This is a genomic window from Kitasatospora sp. NPDC059599 (assembly GCF_042735125.1).
In the GTDB taxonomy this organism is placed as follows: domain Bacteria; phylum Actinomycetota; class Actinomycetes; order Streptomycetales; family Streptomycetaceae; genus Kitasatospora.
Genome location: NZ_JBHWCL010000069.1, coordinates 18,687 through 37,293, shown reverse-complemented (window position 1 = coordinate 37,293; position 18,607 = coordinate 18,687). Strand labels below are relative to the sequence as shown.

The following is an 18,607-nucleotide window of genomic DNA, read 5'->3' as shown; positions in this document are numbered from 1 at the left end:
GTGCTCCTCAGACGGTTCCGGTGTACTCGGTGAAGTGCCGTTCCGCGAACAGCTCGGGCCACTGGCCGTCGGCCAGGTCCAGCTCGCGGGCGCGGGCGAGCATCTGCCGCCAGTACGGCTTCACCGGGCGCCAGCGCGCGCCCACCTGGCAGTAGGAGGCGTCGACGAAGTACCGGGCCCGGCCGGGCCCGTCGGGTGCGGGCCTGCGCGTGTGGAACAGCGCCGAGTCGAGCAGCACCGTCGTCCCGGGCGGCAGCCGGTCGATGACCACCTCGCCGGGCAGTTCCGCGGTGCCGTGGTGGGCGAACGCGGACTTGTCGAGGGCGCTGCGGTGCGACCCGGGCAGCACGGCCAGGCTGCCGACCTTCTCGTCCAGCCCGCCGAGGTAGTGCAGCGCGTGGACCATCAGCAGCGACGGGTCGGAGCCGTCGTGGGGCTCCCGGTCGTGGTGCCAGGGCTTGCCCGGGATGTCCGGGGCCTGACGGTCGCTGTGCAGGTGGTGGAAGACGAAGGACGGCCCGAGCAGGCGGGTCAGCGTGCGCAGCAACGGCGGGTGGGTGAGGAGTTCGCCGTGGGCGGGCAGCTCCAGCTCCAGGAGCGGGGGCGGTCCGTGCCGGCCGGGGTCGGCGCAGGCCGCGATCGACCGGGCCCGCAGGCCCTCGTCCACCCAGTGGTCCACCTCGGGGACCAGTCGTTCGCGCAGGACCTCCGGCAGCAGGCCGGGCAGGACCAGGTAGCCGGCCTCCAGGAACTGCCGGCGGTGCTCGGTGTCGAGGGCCTCACGCCCTCCGCGGGACGGCGTCACCGAACCGACCCCCTCCTTCCGTTCTGCGGGACGGACAACGGGACGTGGCACGAGCTAGGAGGCACACGCGTTCATCCAGACTTCCGGTGGCGGCGGACGCAGGTCACAGCCGCCACAGCCGAATCGCGACCACCACGAAGAGGCACGCGTCGATCACGCAAGGTAGTCCGCCCCAGGAGTATGAACCGGTCATCGCGTCCACGACAAGACCATTACCAACTCGTGGACACCTTCCCGCCACCGTGCCGTTCAGCTCCGGCCACCAGTCCATTCCTCCCCCACGAAGCACACCGGGCCGCTCCCGTCCCGGTGATTCGCCGCCGGAACAGCGGATGGGGCAGAGTGAGCCCATGAGCTCGGACACCCGGAGTCACGTGGCAGCCGGCCGGACGGCCCCGTCGGCCCGCCGGCGACCGGTCCAGCAGCGCAGCCAGGAGCGGTACGGCCGCATCCTGGACGCCTGCGCCGGGCTGCTCGACGAAGTCGGGGCGACCGCGCTCACCACCAAGGAGGTCGCCCACCGGGCCCGGGTGCCGATCGGCACCCTCTACCAGTTCTTCGCCGGCAAGGAGGACCTGCTGGCCGCGCTGGCCGGCCGCAACCTCGACCGGTACCTCCAGCGCCTCGACGCCCGGCTGGCCGCCGCCGCCCCGGTCGGCCCCGCCGCCTTCACCGACCTCGCGGTCGACGAGTTCGTGGCGATGAAGCGCGCCGTGCCCGGCTTCGGCCAGGTCGACTTCGGCCTGGCCGGCCCGCTCGTCCCCGCCGGGGTCCGGGACGACCTGCACCTGCTGGACGCGGGCGTCGACAACAACACCGCCGTCGCGCTGCGCCTGCAGGCCCTCGGCGGCGAGGTGTTCCGCACCACCGACCCGGCCGCCACCACGCTCACCCTGCGGGTCGCCCTGGAGGCCGCCGACGCGGTGCTCAAACTCGCCTTCCGCAGCGACCCGAACGGCGATCCCACCCTCATCGCCGAGTGCAAGCGGTTGGTCCGCGGCTACCTCGCGCAACAGGCGACCGCCCGCTGACGCCCGCCGCACGGATCCCCCGTGTCCCGTCCGCCCGAGGCGTTGCGAGCCCGCCGCGCCCGCAGCACAGTGGATAGCGGAACGGCCGCGGAGGCGGCCACCACGACCCGAGGAGCAGACCATGCACGCAGCGGTAGGCGACCAGCTCCACATCCACAGCAGGTCGGTCGGCATGGTGGACCAGAAGGGCGAGATCATCGAGGTGCGCGGCGCCGACGGCCAGCCGCCGTACGTGGTCCGCTTCGAGGACGGCCACGAGGGTCTCATCTACCCCGGCCCCGACTGCAACGTCGAACAACGCCAGGCGGGACGCTGACCGACTCCCCGACCACCCCGCGCGCCCGCCGCGCGAGGTGGTGAGGAGCGGTGTCCACCCCCACGACGCCCCTGCCCGGGGCACTCGCCGGGCTCGCGCCACTGCTGGACCAGTACGGGTACCTCGCGGTGGCGCTGCTCGTCCTGCTGGACAACTGCGGCATCCCGGTGCCCGGGCAGACCATCCTGATCCTCGCCTCGGTGTACGCCGGCGCCGGGCACCTGGACTTCGCCGCCGTCCTGGTGATCGCGACCTTCGCCGCCACGCTCGGCCAGAGCCTCGGCTACCTGATCGGCCGCACCGGCGGGCGCGCCTTCGTCCACCGCTGGGGCCGTTACGTGCTGCTCACCCCGGCCCGGATGGAACGCGCGGACGGCTTCTTCGAACGGCACGGCGGCAAGGTCGTCACCGTCGCCCGCTTCGTGGACGTGCTGCGCCAGACCAACGGCATCATCGCCGGGACCACCGGGATGCCCTGGCGCCGGTTCCTGCCGTTCAACGTGCTCGGCGCGGTGCTGTGGACCGGCGTCTGGGGCACCTTCGGCTACCTCGCCGGAGCCAATATCGGCGCCGTGTACCGGACGGCGATCCGCTACCAGCTCTGGTTCGCGATCGGGCTCGGACTGCTGGTCGCGGCCCTCCTGCTCCGGCAGGTCCTGCGCTACCGGCGCCGGCGCCGCGAGGACGCCGGGGCCGGGCCGGACGCAGGGGCCGGGCTTGAGTCCGGGCCGGACGCCGGGGCCGGGCCGGACGCCGGGGCCGACGAGGGCACCGGCAGCGAACCCGACACCGAACCCGACTCCGGCTCCGGCTCCGGCTCCGGCTCCGGCAAGCCCGACGGGCCCTCCGACTAGCTCAGCGGGAACACCTCGAACGGCACCGCGAAGCGCGTCCCCAGCCGGCTGCCCGCGCCCCGGCCGAAGCCCTCCAGGAATTCCCGGGCGTCCCCCATCGCCCCGCCGAGACCGGCCAGGTACGCCTTGTGCTCCTCCAGCGAGGCGACGCCCAGGTCGAAGTGGTCGGTGGTGTCCACCGCGTGCTTCGACTCCGGCGAGGCCACCGCCCAGATCTGCCGCACGCCGTTCCACGGCTCGTGGCCCTCCGCCACCAGCTCGCGGAACACCCAGCGGTTGCCGGCATCCCGGACCCCGTCCAGGGTGGCCCGGCCCACCGCGACGTGGTCGGCCTGGTTGAGGAACACACCGCCGTAGGTCTCACGGAAGTTGCTGGTCACCACGATGTCCGGGCGGTGCCGGCGCACCGCGCGCGCGATGTCCCGGCGCAGCGGCAGTCCGTACTCGACCACGCCGTCCGGGTGGCCGAGGAACTCGACGGTGTCCACGCCGACCACGCGTGCCGAGGCGATCTGCTCGGCCTCGCGCAGCGGCCCGCACTCGGCGGGGTCCAGCGAGTCGATGCCCGCCTCGCCGCTGGTGACCATCACGTAGACGACCTTCTTGCCCTGCGAGGTCCAGCGGGCGACGGCCGCGGCGCCGCCGTACTCCATGTCGTCGGGGTGGGCGACGATCGCCAGCGCGGTCTGCCAGTCCTCGTCCACGTGCTCGTAGGGCTCGGGTGCCTGCTCGGTCATGCTGTTCCCTCTCGGTGCGGCTCACGGTCGTACTGTCGTACCGCCGGTGACTCTAGAAGACCGGCGCCCCTCACACATCGTCAGACACCCTCCTGAAAGGCGTGCTTACCCTTGAGGCGAGCGTCAAGGGTTGGCGTCCGGGTGGCGGCGGCACCGGCCCGCCGCCACCGCCCCGATACCCAGGAGCGCCGCCATGGCCCTGCCCACCACCACCCACGTCGTCCGGCTGACCACCGGGCCGGCCCACGTCGCCACGGGCGGCGCCGACGTCCCGATGCCAGGCTGATCGATCGTCATATTCTCGCGGTTCCAGCCCTGTTCGCCGTCTCGGGCCGGGCGACGGCTTCGGCCACCCCGTGAAGGGCTCGCCCGGCACGTCGCGACGGGGGAGACGCGAGGTGCCGGGCGAGGTCTGGAGGGGCGGGGCAGCGGGTCAGCGGGTCAGGTGGCCTCGGGGGCGAGGCGGGTGTCGGCGGAGGCGGAGGCGGAGGCGGGGGCCTCCTCCCGGGCCGCGGGCCAGCTGATCCGGGTGGCGCAGAGGGAGACGAGGGCCGCGGAGGCGGCGACGGCGGCCATGCCCCAGACCAGGCTGGTGGCGCCGGCGATGAAGCCGATCACGGCGGGGCCGGCGAGCAGGCCGACGGTGCCCATGGCGGCGACCAGGGAGAGTGCGTCGGGGCCCCGGCGGGCGGCGGCGACGTAGACGCAGGGGGTGACCGCCGCGACGCCGAGGCCGACGCAGGCGAAGCCGAGCAGGGTCGGCACCACACCGCCGACCAGCAGGGCGAGGGCCAGGCCGAGGCCGGCGAGCAGGCTGCCGGTGCGGACGATGCGGCCGTCGCCGAAGCGGGTGCGCCAGCCGTCGGCGAAGATCCGGGCGCACACCATCATCACGGAGACGACGGCGATGCCCAGCGGGGCGAGGCCGGCACCGGCGTTCACGACGTCCTTGAGGTAGAGCGCCGACCAGTCGTTCATGGCGCCCTCGGTGACGGTGCCGGACACCATCGCGAGGCCCATCCACAGCGTCGCCACGGTCGGCAGGACGAAGCCGCGACGCGTCTTCCTCTCCCGCTCCGCGGTTCCGTCCCCGGCGGTGCCCTCCCCCGCCGCACCCTCCTGCGGCCCGTCCGCGAGCAGTGCCGGCCTGGCGGCGACGACGATGGCCACGAGCAGCAGGGCGGCCGGCCCGAAGTGCACGGCCAGGGTGCCGGTGAAGGCGTTGACCCCGGAGGCCAGCAGCGCCGCGAGGAGCGAGCCGGCGCTGAAGGTGGCGTGCAGCCTGGACATCGTGGTCCGCCCGTAGCGGGCCTCCAGTGCGGCGCCCTGCGCGTTCATCGCGACGTTCAGGCAGCCGACCGCGACGCCGTCGCAGAACAGCACCAGCAGGGTGGCGGGGTAGTCGGGCACCACCGACAGGGCGAGCAGGATCACGCCGAGGGCGAGCGCCGACAGCACCGCGAGCCGGCGGGAGCCGAGCCGCCGCATCAGCACCGCCACCAGCGGGAAGGACACCGCCGCGCCGATCCCGCAGGTCATCAGCAGCAGGCCGATCCGGGCCTCGCCCAGGTCGAGCCGGGCCTTGAGCGCGGGCACCCGGGAGACCCAGGTCGCGTACTGGAATCCGAGGGCGAAGAACAGGGCGCCGATGGCGAGTTGGGAGCGGCGGAAGTCGTCGCGAACAGGGGACATGTGCATCAGCCCACTTCGGCTCTGGGGTGGGGACCGGGGACCGGGCAGGTGGAGAGCGGTGACGGCCGGGCGTCCCGGGGGTGCGGTGTCCGGGCCGGGGCGGCGTCCAGTGGCATCGCCATGTAGACCGCCCGGTCGCCGTAGCTCGCGGGCAGGTCGACCTCGGGCCGGGCCCGGTAGCCCAGCGGGGTCCACAGCACGTGCGAACCGCGGACGGCGACGAGGGAGATGGTCAGGTGGCCGGTTTCCCGGGCGGTCCGTTCCAGGTGCCGCAGCATCCGGTGGGCCAGGCCGCGGCCGCGCAGCCCCTCGGCGATGACCAGGTCGTGGGCGTGCATGTTGGTCGGCCGTGTGCCCCGGCCTCCGGCGGCCCCGCCCCGGCCTCCGGTGCCCCCGTTCCGGCCGAGCTCCTCGCCGGGGTCGGTGTCCTCGCTGCGGCCGAGGTCCGGGCAGCGGAGGAGCGGGTACGGCAGGGCGAGCAGGTAGCCGCCCGGGCTGCCCGCGTGTTCCAGGACGAAGCAGGTGTCCGGCGAGGCGCGGTGCCGGGAGCGCAGCGCCTCGCGGCCCTCGGACAGGCCGGCGGCGGCGTAGGCGCGTTCCTCCAGCGCGACCACGTCGTCCCAGTCGTCCTCCCGGAGCAGCCGGATCCGGGTGTCGGTCATGCGGTGCCTCCGTGGGGGCGCGGGCCACCGCCGATGCAGGTGTACGGCAGCGGCTCGAAGCCGTTGAACCCGCGGGTCGCGTAGGCGGTGGCGTACGCGCCGCAGGAGTGGATCCAGACCGGGTCGCCGGAGCCGACCGCGCGGGGGACGCGCACCAGGCCGTCGTCCTGGGCGTAGGCGTCGTCGCTGTCGCAGGTCGGCCCGGCGACGACGGCGTTGACGAACTGGCCGCCGGGGTGGGTGGGGAACTCCAGCCGGTACTGCAACTGGTCCATCTCGTACAGGCCGTTGAACTTGCCGCAGCTGAGGTAGAGCCAGTCCTCCCGGGTGCCGTCGAGGCGGTGGCGGGAGGTGAGCCGGGCGACGTGCGCGCGGATGGCCCCGTGGTCGGCGACGAGGTGGCGTCCGGGTTCGACGAGGAACTGCAGCGGCCCGGCGTTGACGGCGCGCAGCCGGTCCATGCCGTCGCGGATGACCGCGAACATCTTGTCCAGTGGCGGGTCGAGCGGCCGGCCGCGGCGGTCGAGGACGCCGAGTGCGGGCAGCCCGCCGCCGAGGTTGATCCGTTCGGGGGTGATGCCGCGCCAGTTGAGGGCCTCCAGGACGGCGGCCAGCGATTCCACGGCGTCGCCCCAGGCTTCGGCGGTCATCTGCTGCGAGCCGACGTGCACGGACAGGCCGGAGGGCACGAGCCCGGCGGTCCGGGCTTCGCCGAGCACCCGCAGGGCGTCCTCGGGCGAGCAGCCGAACTTGTGGCTCAGGCCCCACAGGGCGCCTTCGCCGGTGGTCGCGACCCGGCAGAACACCCGTGATCCGGGGGCGTGTTCGGCGATCGCGGCGACGTCCTCCAGGCTGTCGGTGGCGAATTCGCGGACGCCCAGCCGGTAGGCCTCGGCGATGTTGCGGTCGGATTTGACGGTGTTGCCGTAGTGGATCAGCTCCGGGGCGACGCCGGTGCGCAGTGCCTGGGCGATCTCCTGCGGGCCGGCCGCGTCGAAGCCGGAGCCGAGCGCGGCGAGGTGGTCCAGCACCTCGTCGACGGGGCAGGCCTTCATCGCGAAGCGGACGGCGGTGTCGGGCAGTTCGGCGCGCAGGGCGGCGTACTGGCGGCCGATGCCGTCGAGGTCGTAGATGATCCGGTCGTCGGTGGCGGCGGCGAGGGCGGCGCGCAGGGCGGTGTGGTCGTGCCGGTCGGGCCCGTCGGGGCCGGGTGCGCCGGTGTGGACCGCGGTCACGGTCGGGGCGCGGTGGGTGGGTGTCGGGTTCGGTGTCCGCTGTGCTGTCTGGCTGTTCGTCTGGCGTATCACGTATTGCTCCCGGTCCTCCGGCTAGCGTGGCAGCCGGTCGGCGGGGGTGGCCTTGCTCGCCCGCACCAGCGGGCCCCACGCGTCGATCAGCAGGGCGAAGTCCTCGATGTCCGACTGCGCCCGGTCGAGCAGACGGGCCCGCAGGGGCGCGAGGTGGTCGGCGAACTCGGCGTACTTTCCGCCCAGCCGCCGGTAGCAGCGGTCGAGTTCGGCCAGCCTGCGGTGGTTCTCCGCGCGGTCGGTCGCGGCGCTGCGGCGGGCGGCGTCGGCGACCGCCGCGGGGCGCAGGTGGTGCTGCTCGTCGAGCAGGGTGCCGCCGGCGGCCTCCAACTCGGCGTAGACCGGGTGGAGGTAGAGCATGGAGAGCAGGAACTTGGCGTAGCGCAGCTGGTAGGCGGTGAATCCGGGGCCGGTGCGCCGTTCCGGGGTGTAGTAGTTGACGATGTGCCGGTTGTGGGTGACGCCGGGCAGGGTGGCGTCCCGCACGAGGTGGTGCAGGAAGTAGTCGCTGCCGATGGTGTCGGTGGCGGGCGGCAGCGGGACGCGTTCGTACACCGTGTGGTCGAGGCCGATGTTGCACATGTCGATGTGCCAGATGTCGGGCAGGTCGAGCACGGTGCGGTCGGCGGTGAACGGCTCGGCGCCGCCGCCGGTGAAGGATTCGGCGACGAGGTCGCGCTTCTCCTGTTCGCCGGCGCCGGTGGGCGCCCAGAGCGCGACGACGTCGTGGTAGGCCTCGGGGTCGAGTTCGCGGATCTCGCCGAGGTCGACGGAGAGTTCCCCGACGAAGGATCCGCCGACCAGCACGACGGGCTTGTCCGCGTGTTCCGGGGCGAGGGTGTGCTCGGTGACGGCGGCGGCCGCGTCGGCGGCCTTCAGGCCGAGCGTGGCGAGTTCGTGGTCGACGGGGAACACCGGTGCGCCGTCGTGCCATTGGTAGCGGCTGTCGGAGTCGCGGCGGTGCACGGAGGCGCAGCCGAGCGCGGCGGCGAGCAGGAAGGCCCGGTTGGTGCAGGCGCCGTAGGAGACGGCGTCGGGCAGCATCAGGTCGAGCAGCCGGTCGGGTCCGTCGGCGCCGGAGCGCTCGATCACCTCCCGCAGGAAGGCGCGTTGGGTGTCCTCGTCGAGGTGGTGGACGACCAGGCCGTCGACGACGGGCAGGGCGGCGGCGGCCGCGGCGTGCCGAGTGCGGGCGTCCGGGTCGGCGGAGTCCAGCACCAGCAGGTGCACCCGGACGTCGGACCGCCGTGCGGCGTGGGCGGCTTCGGCACCGACCGCGGTGATGGTGTCCGCGCACTCGCGGTTGGTGGGCAGGGTCAGGCAGATGTCGCGCATACCCGCTCCCCCGCGGCGTCCTGCTCGTCGAAGTCCTTGCCGGTCCAGGACCGGAGGCCGAGCAACTTCTCTCCCAGCTCGTTGAGTTCGGCCCGTTCGTAGCGCAGCGCCTCGGGCCGGTCGGCGTCGCCGACCAGGGTGCGGTTCCAGTCCGGGGTGGCGAGCGTGCGCCAGGACTCGACCCGGGAGCGGCGCAGCTCTGCGGCTTCCTCCAGGGCGGGCATCATGGACAGGTACTGCACCGCGCGCACCCCGCGCTCGGAGGTGTTGCGCTCGACGCCGTGGGCGAGCAGGCCGTTCCAGATCAGCAGGTCGCCGGCCGTCAACTCGGGCCGGACGACGGGGAACTCGTCCCGGTCGACGGTCGGCCGGATCGGGTCGCGGCCGACCGGCTGGGCGGCCTTCCACTCGTCGAAGCGGCGGAACAGTTCCGGGTTGCACCGGAAGCCGCCGAGGTCGGGGGCGGTGTCGTTGAGCGCGATGATGCCCTGGACGCGCTGCGGGAGCATGCCCTGGGTGGTGTCGACGTCCCAGTGCAGTTCGATGTCGAAGCCGCGGTCGGTGGGTTCGATCAGTGCGCGGTCGCGGTTGCGGACGTTCGGCGGGTTGAGGTTGAGCCGGTCGAGGGTGACCCAGAGCTCCTCGCAGTCCCAGACGTCCACGAAGGCGTCGTAGACGCGCTGCGACTGGCGGCTGTCCCAGAGGAGTTGGTGGTGGTAGGCCTCGACGAAGCCGTAGATGTGCAGGTGCCGGTCGAGTTCGTCGCGGTAGTCACGCTCGCGGTACCAGTCCTCGGGGCGCTCGGGCGACAGGCCCTGGAAGTCCCAGGTGAAGTCGAGCAGTCGTCGTGCGGCCTCGGCGGGGATCGCCTGCTTCACGACGACGTAGCCGTAGGTCTGCCAGAACGCGAGGTCGTCCTCGGACAGCACGCGCAGCGGGTGCTTCTTGCGGATCTCGCGCAGTGCGGTGCGGGCCAGGTAGCTCTCGGTGTCCGCGCTGAAGTAGGGGCGCTCCGAGGCGGCGCGGTACAGATGCTCCTGGGCCTGTCCGTCTGGGCTCGGCATGGGCAGTCACTCCATGGTTCGTAGTCGACGCGGCGCTTGATTCGGCGGGCGGTGCCGGCACGGCGGGTCGCGGGACCACCCCCCGGCCGGGTCGGGAATTCCTCCCGCGCCGCATCGGCGGTCCGCACACGCTCCTTCTCGGCTCGACCCCCGACCGCGCCTCGGCGCCACGTCAGGGGGTCAACTCGCCAGCCCGGCAAGGCCTCTCACTTCGTCCCAGGCTTTGCCGAACCACGCCCTCCACACATTGGACTAGACCAAGTAATGGTGTCAACCCTTCCCCGCGGGTTACCGATTGGGAATATCCGCGCAGCTCACGGCCCCTCACGGTTCGCTTTATGTTTCGGAGGCGGACATAAGGCGGGGTATGTTTCCGAATCTGACATAAGAGCGAACGGTGAACCCCACCCGCCCCACGACCCGTTGTCCCCCGCGTGTTCCACCGGGCCCGCGGCGCCCGCCCGCCGTAGGTTGGGAACGTGCCGCGCCCAGGAGCCGCCCGACTCGCCCCGCCCAGCTGGCTGACCGAGGGCCTGCGGCCCCGGGCCGCCCCGGTCCCCTGGGCGGCGGTCGCCCGCGCCTCGGTCGCGCTCTCCGCCCCGCTCGCGGTGGGCACGGCCACCGGCCGGACCGCCTACGGCGCGCTGGTGTCGATGGGCGCACTGTCCGCCGTCATCGGGGACACCGCCGACGCCTACCGGATGCGGGTGTTCAACATCGCCGTCCCGCAGCTGTTCGGCGCCCTCGGGGTGCTGCTGGGCACCCTGGTGTACGGCACCGGCTGGACGGCCGTCGCGGTGCTGACCGCCGTCGCGCTGGTCTCCGGCATGATCTCCTCGATCGGCGCGGTCGCCTCGGTCTCCGGACTGCTCCTGCTGCTCAACGCGGTCGTCGGCGCCGGCCTGCCGCTGCCCTCACCCTGGTGGCTGCCGCCCGGACTGCTGCTGCTCGGCGGGCTGCTGGTGCTCGCCCTGACCCTGCTCGCCTGGCCGCTGCGCGTCGGCGTCCCCGAACGTGCGGAGGTCGCCGGCACCTACCGCGCGGTCGCCGACCTGCTGGCGGCCGCCGGAACGCCCGAGTACGACGAGCGACGCCGCGAACTCACCCAGTCCCTCAACCACTCCTACGACCTGCTGCTCGCCCGGCGGGCCCGCCGGCACGGCCGCTCGCCCACCCTGGTGCGGCTGCTCGCCCAGCTCAACGCGGTGATCCCGGTGGTCGAGGGGGCGGCCGCGGCCCACCTGCGCCCGCCCCGGTACGGCCCGCTGCCCGCCGCCTACCCGGCCGCCGTCCACACCCTGGCCGACGCCGTCGAACAGGGCCGCACCGGGCCGGCCCCCGCCCCCGACCTGCCGGTGGCCGCCGGGCCGTCCACCCGGGCGCTGGTCGAGGCCATCGGGCACGCCGCCACCGTCGTGCACGAGGCCGCGCCGGACCCGTACGCCGTCGACGACCGGCTCGGCCGGCCCGCCGGCCTGGAGGTCAGGGCCCGGCGGGCGACCCGGGCGCTGCTGCTGTCCGGCGCGTCCTGGCGCTACGGGCTGCGCCTGGCCCTGTGCATCGGCATCGCCCAGGTGCTGGTCTCGGTGATCGCGGTGCCCCGCTCGTACTGGGTGGCGCTGACCGTGACCTTCGTGATGAAGCCCGACTTCGGCTCGGTGTTCTCCCGCGCCGTGCTGCGCGCGCTCGGCACCGCCGTCGGACTGCTGATCGCCATTCCGGTGCTCGCCGAAGTGCCGCACGGCTGGTGGGACGTGCCGGTGATGGCGGTGCTGGCGGCGCTGATCCCGGCGTTCTCCGTGAAGGGGTACGGCTTCCAGACCGCGGCGATCACCCCGGTGATCCTGCTGCTCTCCGACCTGCTCAACCACCGGGGCTTCCACCTGGTGCCGCCCCGGCTCTACGACTCGCTGATCGGCTGCGCCGTCTCGCTGCTGGCCGGCTACCTGCTGTGGCCCGAGTCCTGGCACACCCGGATCGGCGACCGCCTCGTCGAGGCCGTCCAGGACACCGCCGCGTACGTCTCACTGGCGTTCACCACCGGGCCGGGGCGGGACGAGCCGGCCCGGGCCCGGCACCGGCGGCGGCTCTACCGGGACCTGTCGACCGTCCGCAGCGAGTTCCAGCGGGCGCTCACCGAACCGCCGCCGGTCGGCCCCCGGGCGGAGGCCTGGTGGCCGGTGGTGATCGCGGTCGAACGGATCGTGGACGCCACCACCGCCACCCGGGTGCGGATCGAGCACGGCGCGCCCGTCCCGACCGCGGCCGAGGTCGGCACCGTGACCCGGGAACTGGCCGACCTCGCGGAGTCCCTGCGCACCGGCCGCCCGCTGCCGGAGCCGGCAGCGGACGCGCTGGCGCCGGACTGCGCGCTGGCCCGGCTGCACCACGAGGTGCACGCGGCACGGTCGGTGGCCGCGCCGACGCTGTGAGCGCGGTGCGCCCACGCCGTGAGCCGGCGCGCCGACGCCGGGGGCGCCGGCACCCGGTCAGTCCTCGATCCGCCGCCAGGGCCGTTCCGCTTCCAGCGCGAAGGCCAGTTCCAGCAGCACCCGTTCCTGCCCGTGCGCCGCCGACAGGTGCACGCCGACCGGCAGGCCGCCGGGTGCCGAGCCGGCCGGCAGCGCGATGCCCGGTCCACCGGTCACGTTGTTGACCGGGGTGAACGCCACGTAGCGCAGCAGCCGGTCCATCAGTTCCTCGAAGTCGACGTTCGGGCTGAGGTGGCCGATCGGCGGGGCGGTGTGGGCGAGCACCGGGGAGAGGATCACGTCGTGGTTGCGGAAGACCCGCCGGTACACGCCTTCCGCCCGGCGCAGCCGCCGCAGCACGCCCGGGGTGTGCGGGAACTCCGTCTGGAACTGCCGGCGCAGCCCGGTGGTCAGGCCGTCCAGCCGGTCGGCGCGGAAGCTCGGGTCGATCAGCAGCCGGCCGGTGAAGGCGATCGCCCAGGCGATGTAGCCCCAGTAGGAGACGAAGTCCCGGGAGAACTCCTCGCCGAACGGCAGGGCGGTCGGTTCGACGACGTGTCCCATCGCCTCCAGCCGGGCCGCGGTCTCCTCGACGACGCGGCGGGTCGTCCCGTCGGTCTTGGCGATCGGCGAGTCCACCACCAGGCCGATCCGCAGCCGTTGCCCGCCCGGCCCCTCGACCAGGCCGAGCGGGGGCAGTTTGGGGTTGCGGCGGTGCCGCTCGGCAGCGGCGAAGAAGGCCGCGGTGTCGCGCACCGAGCGGGTCAGCACGCCGTCGGTGACCAGGTCGATCGGCAGCTTGGCGCCCTGCGAGTTGGCGACCAGCCGGCCCCGGGTGGGCTTGAGTCCGACCAGGCCGCAACAGGCCGCAGGGATGCGGATCGAGCCGCCGCCGTCGTTGGCGTGCGCGATCGGCACCACCCCGGAGGCCACCAGGGCCGCCGCGCCGCCCGAGGAGGCGCCGGCCGAGTGCGAGGGCTTCCAGGGGTTGCGCACCGGCTGTGCGCTGGCGAACTCGGTGGAGGCGTTGAGGCCGAACTCGGGCAGTCTGGTCTTGCCGAGGACGGCCAGGCCGGTGGCCAGGAACTGGTCGGTGAAGCGGGCGTTGCGGCGGGCGGGCTGGGCACGGAAGGCCTCGCTGCCCATCGCGGTCGGCAGGCCGCGCAGGTCGACGTTGTCCTTGAGGTAGGTCGGCACGCCCCACAGCGGCCCGCCGATGCCCTCCCGGCTGATCTGCGGCTTGTCGTACGAGGCGTGGGCGACCGGGAGCAGCGTGCCGTCCACCCGTGCGGCGCGGGCGACGGCCGCGCCGACCAGCTCCCGGGGGTTGACCGCGCCGGCCCGCACCAGGGCGGCCAGTGCCACCGCGTCGTACGGGCCGAGGGCGTCGTCGGTGAACGCGTGAACCCGCTCGTCGGTCATCCGAACTCCCCACTCCCTGCCGGACTTTCTGCCGTCCGGTCATCACACCGGCTGGCAGTACTGCCCAGTTCTACTGACCGGTAATCTCGCAAGACTTCGAGTCTATGTGCCCATCGGCGGCACCGGACCCGCACACGCCTTCGGCAGGTAAACGATCCGTCAAATCTTCGAGGGCGCACGAGCGTTCGGCATGCGCCCCCGTGTTCACCCCATCCGCCCGTTCACGATCGTTTCACGGACGGCCGCAGGGAAAGATCCCGAACACGAACCGTTCCGGTCCTTCCCACCCGACCCAAGGTGACGCCCGTGCCGATCCACTTCTTCCCGACCACCCGGTTCACCGCCGCCACCGCCCCCGGCGGCCTCCCCCTGCTCGGCCACGCCCCCGCCCTCCTCCGCCGCCCGTTCGACTTCGTGGCCGCTCTGCCCGCCCACGGCGACCTCGTCCGGCTGCGGCTCGGCCCGCTCGACGCGTACGTCGTCTGCCACCCCGAACTGGTCCGCCGACTCCTCACCGAGGACCGCACGTACGACAGGCGCGGGCCCGTCCACGACACCTTCGGACCGGTCCGCGCCGGCCACCCCGTCCACGACACCGGCGGCCCGGCCCACGAGCGGGACCGCGAGGTCCCCGACGCCGGCCCCGCCACCTGCCCGGCCGCCGCCCACCGGCACCGACGCCGCGTGCTGCAGGCCGCGTTCCACCACGACCGGCTGCCCGGCCACGCCGCCGTGACCGCCGAGGAGGTCGCCGGCACCACCGCCGCCTGGCGCGACGGCCAGGTGGTCGACGTCCCCGCCGCGATGCACCGCCTCACCAGCGCCGTCACCGCCCGCCTCCTGTCCGCCGCCCACGAACGGGCCGGCTCGCCACCGCTCCACGAGAGCACCGACGTCATCGCCCGCGCCGCCGGCCGGCGCCCCGTCGTGCCGCTGCCCGGCGCCGACCGCCTCCCCACCCCCGGCAACCGCCGCCTCCGGCACGCCCGGCAGGACTTCGAGACGGCCACCCGGCAGCTGATCGCCCACTACCGCGCCACCGGCACCGACCACCGCGACCTGCTCTCCGTGCTGCTCCGCACCGAGGACGAGCACGGGCGGAGCCTCTCCGACGCCGGGATCCACGACCGGGCGGCCGCCCTGCTCCCGGCCGGCGCCGGGACCACCGCCGCCACCCTCTCCTGGGCCTGGACGCTGCTCGCCGCCAACCCGGCCGTCCGCGAACGCCTGCACGCCGAACTGGACACCGTCCTCGACGGCCGCCCCGCCCGCCACGAGGACCTGCCCGCCCTCCCCCTCACCGCCCGGATCGTCAGCGAGACCCTGCGGCTCTACCCGCCGGTGTGGCTCCTCAGCCGCACCGCCACCGCCGACACCCGCCTCGGCGGCCACCGCGTCCCGGCCGGCGCCACCCTCCTGCACAGCCCGTACCTGCTGCACCGCCGGGCCGACGTCTTCCCCTGCCCCGACCGCTTCGACCCCGACCGCTGGCTCACCACCGCGCACCCCGCCGCCGGCACCTACACCCCCTTCGGTCTCGGCGCCGGCCACTGCGTCGGCGACGCCTTCGCCACCACCGAAGCCGTCCTCGCCATCGCCACCATCGCCGCCCGCTGGACCATCACCCCCACCCCCGGTCGCCCCGTCCGCCCCGCCCGCAGCGCCCTCCTGACGCCCCGCCCCTTCACGGCGACCCTCTCCCGCCGCTAGCGCGGCGCAGTGCGCCGCAGTGCGGCGCAGACCGGTGGCGGGCGGGGTCCGACCGGAACGGTACTGTCGCGGCGGGGGCCGGCGGGGATGCGCCGGTCGGACTATCGGCTCGACTGGGACAGCATCAGACACATGAACGCTCGATCACCGCAGGGGCTCCCGGCCCGGCTGCTCCTCGCCGTCCTCCGCGCCGTCCGGACGTACCCGCGCCGCTCGCCACTGACGCTGTGCTACGTCGGCCTGCTCGTCCTCGGGCACGTCTGGGTCGAGAACCTTCTCTCCGTGGACCGGGCGGACGCCCTCCGCGACTACATCAGCACCAACCTCGACAACCTGCACGACCACCCGGTCACCGCGCTGTTCGGCAGCGCACTGCTCTTCGACGGCACGCTCACCGACATCGCCTCCACCGGCTTCGGCGGCACCCTGATCACCCTCGGCCTCGGCATCTGCTGCTGCCTCTCCTGGGCGGAACGCCGCTACGGCGGACTGCGCGCCGCCGCCGTCCTCCTCGGCGGCCACATCGGCGCCACCCTGATCACCGCCGTCGTCATCCTGATCGCCCTGCGGCACGGCTGGTACCCGGAGAGCGTGCGCCAGGACTCGGACTACGGCATCAGCTACGGCGCCCAGACCTCCCTCGCCTTCGCCACCCTCGCCCTGCCCCGCTGGGCCCGCCTCCCCTGGGCCGCCTTCGTCGTCGCCTGGCCGCTCTCCGGCGACGGCGAATGGCCTGGCCCGCTGCCGGACTTCACCACCGTCGGCCATCTGCTCTCGGCCGGCCTCGGCTTCGCCCTGGCCGGCACCGCGGCCCTCCTGGCCGCACGCCGCCGCCGGACCGAGGCGGCCCTCGCCACGGCGGACGCGCACACCTGACACACCTGACACAGGTGACCACCCGCGCACGGGCGAGGACGTGAAGGGCCCCGCCACGCCCCCGCCCCGCCCCGCACCGCCGCATCGTGGGGCGGCCACATCGCGGGACCGTCACCTCGCAGGACCGTCACGTCGCTGGGCCGCCGCACCGCCGCGCCCACGCACCGTCAGCGCGGCGGCCGCCGCCCGTCGGCGATCTCGGTGAGCAGCCGCTCGATCGTCTCCAACCGCCGCCGCAGGTCCTCCACGTCGTCCCGGGTGGCGCTCTGCTCGCCCGCCTTGAGGGTGACCAGCAACTGCCCGTCCGGCTCCAGCCGGGCGCGGGCGACGTCCGACACGGTGTCGCCGTTCTGGATCCGGATGGCGTGCTCCAGCTCGGACGGACGCAGCGCCAGGCTGTGCAGCGCGCCGGGCACCAGCGTGCCGTTCCGGACGACCGTGGTGGGCGTCCCCTCCAGGACCCGGGCGGCCCTCGGGTCCCGGGCGAGCCAGCGCGTCACGCCCGAGTTCACCGCGATCAGGGTGGCCGCCCCGATCGCCCCGCCGACCAGGCTGTTGTCGTTGCCGATGATGGCGTTCTGCACCACGTTGGACAGCAGGAAGACGACCACCATGTCGAAGGTGTTCAGCTGCGCCAGCCCGCGCTTCCCGGCGATCCGGAACAGCACCAGCAGCAGCGCGTAGACCGCGACCGTGCGGACGACCTTCTCGACGATCGGAATCTGGACGACCACCAGGTCATGCCACACGGCCCCGCTCCTCCCACGACGACTCGACGGAACGGGGCAGACGCTACGCCACGGCGGACTGCTACCCGCGGCGCTTCGGCTTGCCCCGCCGGGCCGCCGCCGCGCCCCGGCCGCCGGCCGACGGCTTCGGCTTCTGCCCGCCCGCCCTCGGCGCGCCGGCCTTGGCACCGCCCGCCTTCTGCTGGGGCTTGCGCGGGCCGGCCGCCGCCTTCTTCGGCTGGGGTTCGGCCGCCGGCTGGCCGGCGCCGCGTCCGCGCGAGCTGTTGACCGTGCGGCCCCGGACGATCCCGATGAACTCCTCCACCAGGTCCGTCGTCCGCTCCTGCGGCCAGGACAGCGCCACCTGCGACTGCGGGGCCTCCGCCGTCATCGGCCGGTAGGTGAGGTCGCGGCGGTGGTGCAGCCGGGCGAGGGACTGCGGCACCAGGAGCACGCCGACGTTGGCCGCCACCAGCTCGACCGCGTCGGCCGTGGTGTCCGGGCGGGCGACGGCAGGGCGGCCGGGCAGGGTGTCGGCGGTGAAGCCGAGGGTGTCGTCGAGCGGGTGGAAGACCACCTCCTCGGCGAGGTCGTCGAGCGTGACCTCCTCCGCGGCGGCGAGCCAGTGGTCCTTGGGGAAGACCACGACGGTGGTCTCGGTGTACAGCGGGATGGCGCTGAGCACGTCCTTGTCGACCGGCAGCCGGACCAGCCCGGCGTCCGCACCGCCCTCGCGCAGGGTCCGCTCGCCGTCGCCGACCGGGACCGCGAGGAGGTCGAGCGGTACGTCCGGGAGCCGCTCGTCCCAGACCCGGACCCATTTGCCGGGGGTCACGCCCGGGACGTACACGAGCCGGAAGGAGGGGTTCACCTGCATGTCTGTCACAGGGCAAGGCTACCGACCGTGACCGGAGGAGGCCGCGCGCTCCCTTACCCTTGTCTCCATGACATCGCTCAAGCAGAAGACCAGCCAGACCATGAAGCCGGCCACGGCGGCCAAGAAGCTGGGGATCTACCTCGCCGCGGCGCCGACCGGCTTCCAGGAGGGCGTGGTCTCCCGCGAGGAGCTCAACGCGCTGCAGGCCGAGCCGCCGCAGTGGCTCCAGGAGCTGCGCAAGAACGGCCCGCACCCGCGTCCGGTGATCGCCGCGAAGCTCGGCATCTCCATCTCCGGCCTGGCCCGCGGCGGCGTCGTCGAGGCGCTCACCACCGAGCAGGTCGAGGCGATCAAGGCCGAGAACCCGCTCTGGCTGCAGCACGAGCGCGCCAACCAGGTCGACGTCCGCAAGGAGACCGCGCGGATCAAGGAGAAGCACGAGAAGGAGGCCGCCGTCCAGGCCGCCAAGGAGGCGCAGGCCGCCAAGGCCCGCTGACCTCCCGCCCCACCCCGACAGGGCCGCCCCACCGGTGCTCCGGCTCCGGCGGCGGTTGTCGGACCCCCGCGCAACGATGGTGCCGACGTCCGTCCGACGGACGTCGGCACAGTCGTGCGCGGGGCCCCGCAGAAGCCCCCGCCCCGGTCGGCCGCGCGCCCACGGCGGGGCGGGCGCCCCCCGCCCCCCCCCGCGGCCCCGCGCCGGCGAGGCGCCCGGCCGCA

At 74.1% G+C, this 18,607-nt stretch carries 17 protein-coding genes; 7 read left to right on the top strand and 10 right to left on the bottom strand.

The features are described from left to right. Positions 1–7: 7 nt before the first annotated feature. Positions 8–805, bottom strand: coding sequence for a phytanoyl-CoA dioxygenase family protein (locus ACFV04_RS23590; protein WP_380344175.1), 798 nt, complete (start codon positions 803–805; stop codon positions 8–10). Positions 806–1,155: 350 nt separating this feature from the next. On the opposite strand from ACFV04_RS23590, the gene ACFV04_RS23585 reads away from it, so the two are divergent. The 3 genes from ACFV04_RS23585 to ACFV04_RS23575 all read left to right on the top strand — a co-directional run bounded on the left by ACFV04_RS23585 (position 1,156) and on the right by ACFV04_RS23575 (position 3,006). Beyond that, positions 1,156–1,836 (top strand): TetR family transcriptional regulator, encoded by a 681-nt coding sequence (locus ACFV04_RS23585; protein ID WP_380531881.1) that lies wholly within the window; start codon positions 1,156–1,158, stop codon positions 1,834–1,836. 121 nt (positions 1,837–1,957) lie between these two features. Then, positions 1,958–2,152, top strand: coding sequence for a DUF1918 domain-containing protein (locus ACFV04_RS23580; RefSeq protein WP_360268138.1), 195 nt, complete (start codon positions 1,958–1,960; stop codon positions 2,150–2,152). Positions 2,153–2,202: 50 nt separating this feature from the next. Continuing rightward, on the top strand, positions 2,203–3,006 hold the full coding sequence (locus ACFV04_RS23575) for a DedA family protein (RefSeq protein WP_380531878.1): 804 nt from the start codon (positions 2,203–2,205) through the stop codon (positions 3,004–3,006). On the opposite strand, the gene ACFV04_RS23570 is transcribed toward ACFV04_RS23575, so the two are convergent. From ACFV04_RS23570 to ACFV04_RS23545, 6 genes are all read right to left on the bottom strand, one after another. Continuing rightward, positions 3,003–3,743, bottom strand: coding sequence for a PIG-L deacetylase family protein (locus ACFV04_RS23570; RefSeq protein ID WP_380344165.1), 741 nt, complete (start codon positions 3,741–3,743; stop codon positions 3,003–3,005). The genes ACFV04_RS23575 and ACFV04_RS23570 overlap by 4 nt on opposite strands. A 441-nt stretch (positions 3,744–4,184) precedes the next feature. Continuing rightward, positions 4,185–5,435, bottom strand: coding sequence for an MFS transporter (locus ACFV04_RS23565; protein ID WP_380531876.1), 1,251 nt, complete (start codon positions 5,433–5,435; stop codon positions 4,185–4,187). Positions 5,436–5,440: 5 nt separating this feature from the next. Beyond that, on the bottom strand, positions 5,441–6,097 hold the full coding sequence (locus ACFV04_RS23560; RefSeq protein WP_380531873.1) for a GNAT family N-acetyltransferase: 657 nt from the start codon (positions 6,095–6,097) through the stop codon (positions 5,441–5,443). After that, positions 6,094–7,269: a type III PLP-dependent enzyme gene (locus ACFV04_RS23555; RefSeq protein ID WP_380531899.1), complete on the bottom strand. Its 1,176-nt coding sequence runs from the start codon at positions 7,267–7,269 to the stop codon at positions 6,094–6,096. Before ACFV04_RS23555 ends, ACFV04_RS23560 begins: the two co-directional genes overlap by 4 nt. 156 nt (positions 7,270–7,425) lie before the next feature. Continuing rightward, positions 7,426–8,739 (bottom strand): DUF6271 family protein, encoded by a 1,314-nt coding sequence (locus ACFV04_RS23550; protein ID WP_380531870.1) that lies wholly within the window; start codon positions 8,737–8,739, stop codon positions 7,426–7,428. Continuing rightward, on the bottom strand, positions 8,721–9,803 hold the full coding sequence (locus ACFV04_RS23545; protein WP_380531867.1) for a phytanoyl-CoA dioxygenase family protein: 1,083 nt from the start codon (positions 9,801–9,803) through the stop codon (positions 8,721–8,723). Before ACFV04_RS23545 ends, ACFV04_RS23550 begins: the two co-directional genes overlap by 19 nt. Positions 9,804–10,282: 479 nt before the next feature. On the opposite strand from ACFV04_RS23545, the gene ACFV04_RS23540 reads away from it, so the two are divergent. Beyond that, positions 10,283–12,235, top strand: a complete 1,953-nt coding sequence (locus ACFV04_RS23540) for an FUSC family protein (protein ID WP_380531864.1) — start codon at positions 10,283–10,285, stop codon at positions 12,233–12,235. Positions 12,236–12,292: 57 nt separating this feature from the next. Here ACFV04_RS23540 and ACFV04_RS23535 read toward each other — a convergent pair whose 3' ends face one another. Then, positions 12,293–13,696 (bottom strand): amidase, encoded by a 1,404-nt coding sequence (locus ACFV04_RS23535; RefSeq protein WP_380344151.1) that lies wholly within the window; start codon positions 13,694–13,696, stop codon positions 12,293–12,295. 306 nt (positions 13,697–14,002) lie between these two features. Between ACFV04_RS23535 and ACFV04_RS23530 the strand changes: the two genes are divergently transcribed. Both ACFV04_RS23530 and ACFV04_RS23525 read left to right on the top strand, forming a co-directional pair. Further along, entirely contained in the window at positions 14,003–15,406 is a 1,404-nt protein-coding gene (locus ACFV04_RS23530; RefSeq protein ID WP_380531861.1) for a cytochrome P450, read from the top strand. Between the two features lie 132 nt (positions 15,407–15,538). Further along, positions 15,539–16,282, top strand: a complete 744-nt coding sequence (locus ACFV04_RS23525) for a rhomboid-like protein (RefSeq protein WP_380531858.1) — start codon at positions 15,539–15,541, stop codon at positions 16,280–16,282. A gap of 167 nt (positions 16,283–16,449) precedes the next feature. Here the strand turns inward: ACFV04_RS23525 and ACFV04_RS23520 are convergent, their stop codons facing one another. After that, entirely contained in the window at positions 16,450–17,031 is a 582-nt protein-coding gene (locus tag ACFV04_RS23520; protein WP_380531855.1) for a DUF421 domain-containing protein, read from the bottom strand. Positions 17,032–17,092: 61 nt separating this feature from the next. Further along, positions 17,093–17,896, bottom strand: a complete 804-nt coding sequence (locus ACFV04_RS23515) for a LysR family substrate-binding domain-containing protein (protein ID WP_380344141.1) — start codon at positions 17,894–17,896, stop codon at positions 17,093–17,095. Positions 17,897–17,954: 58 nt separating this feature from the next. Between ACFV04_RS23515 and ACFV04_RS23510 the strand changes: the two genes are divergently transcribed. Further along, entirely contained in the window at positions 17,955–18,383 is a 429-nt protein-coding gene (locus tag ACFV04_RS23510; protein ID WP_380531852.1) for a DUF5997 family protein, read from the top strand. Positions 18,384–18,607: the final 224 nt, after the last annotated feature.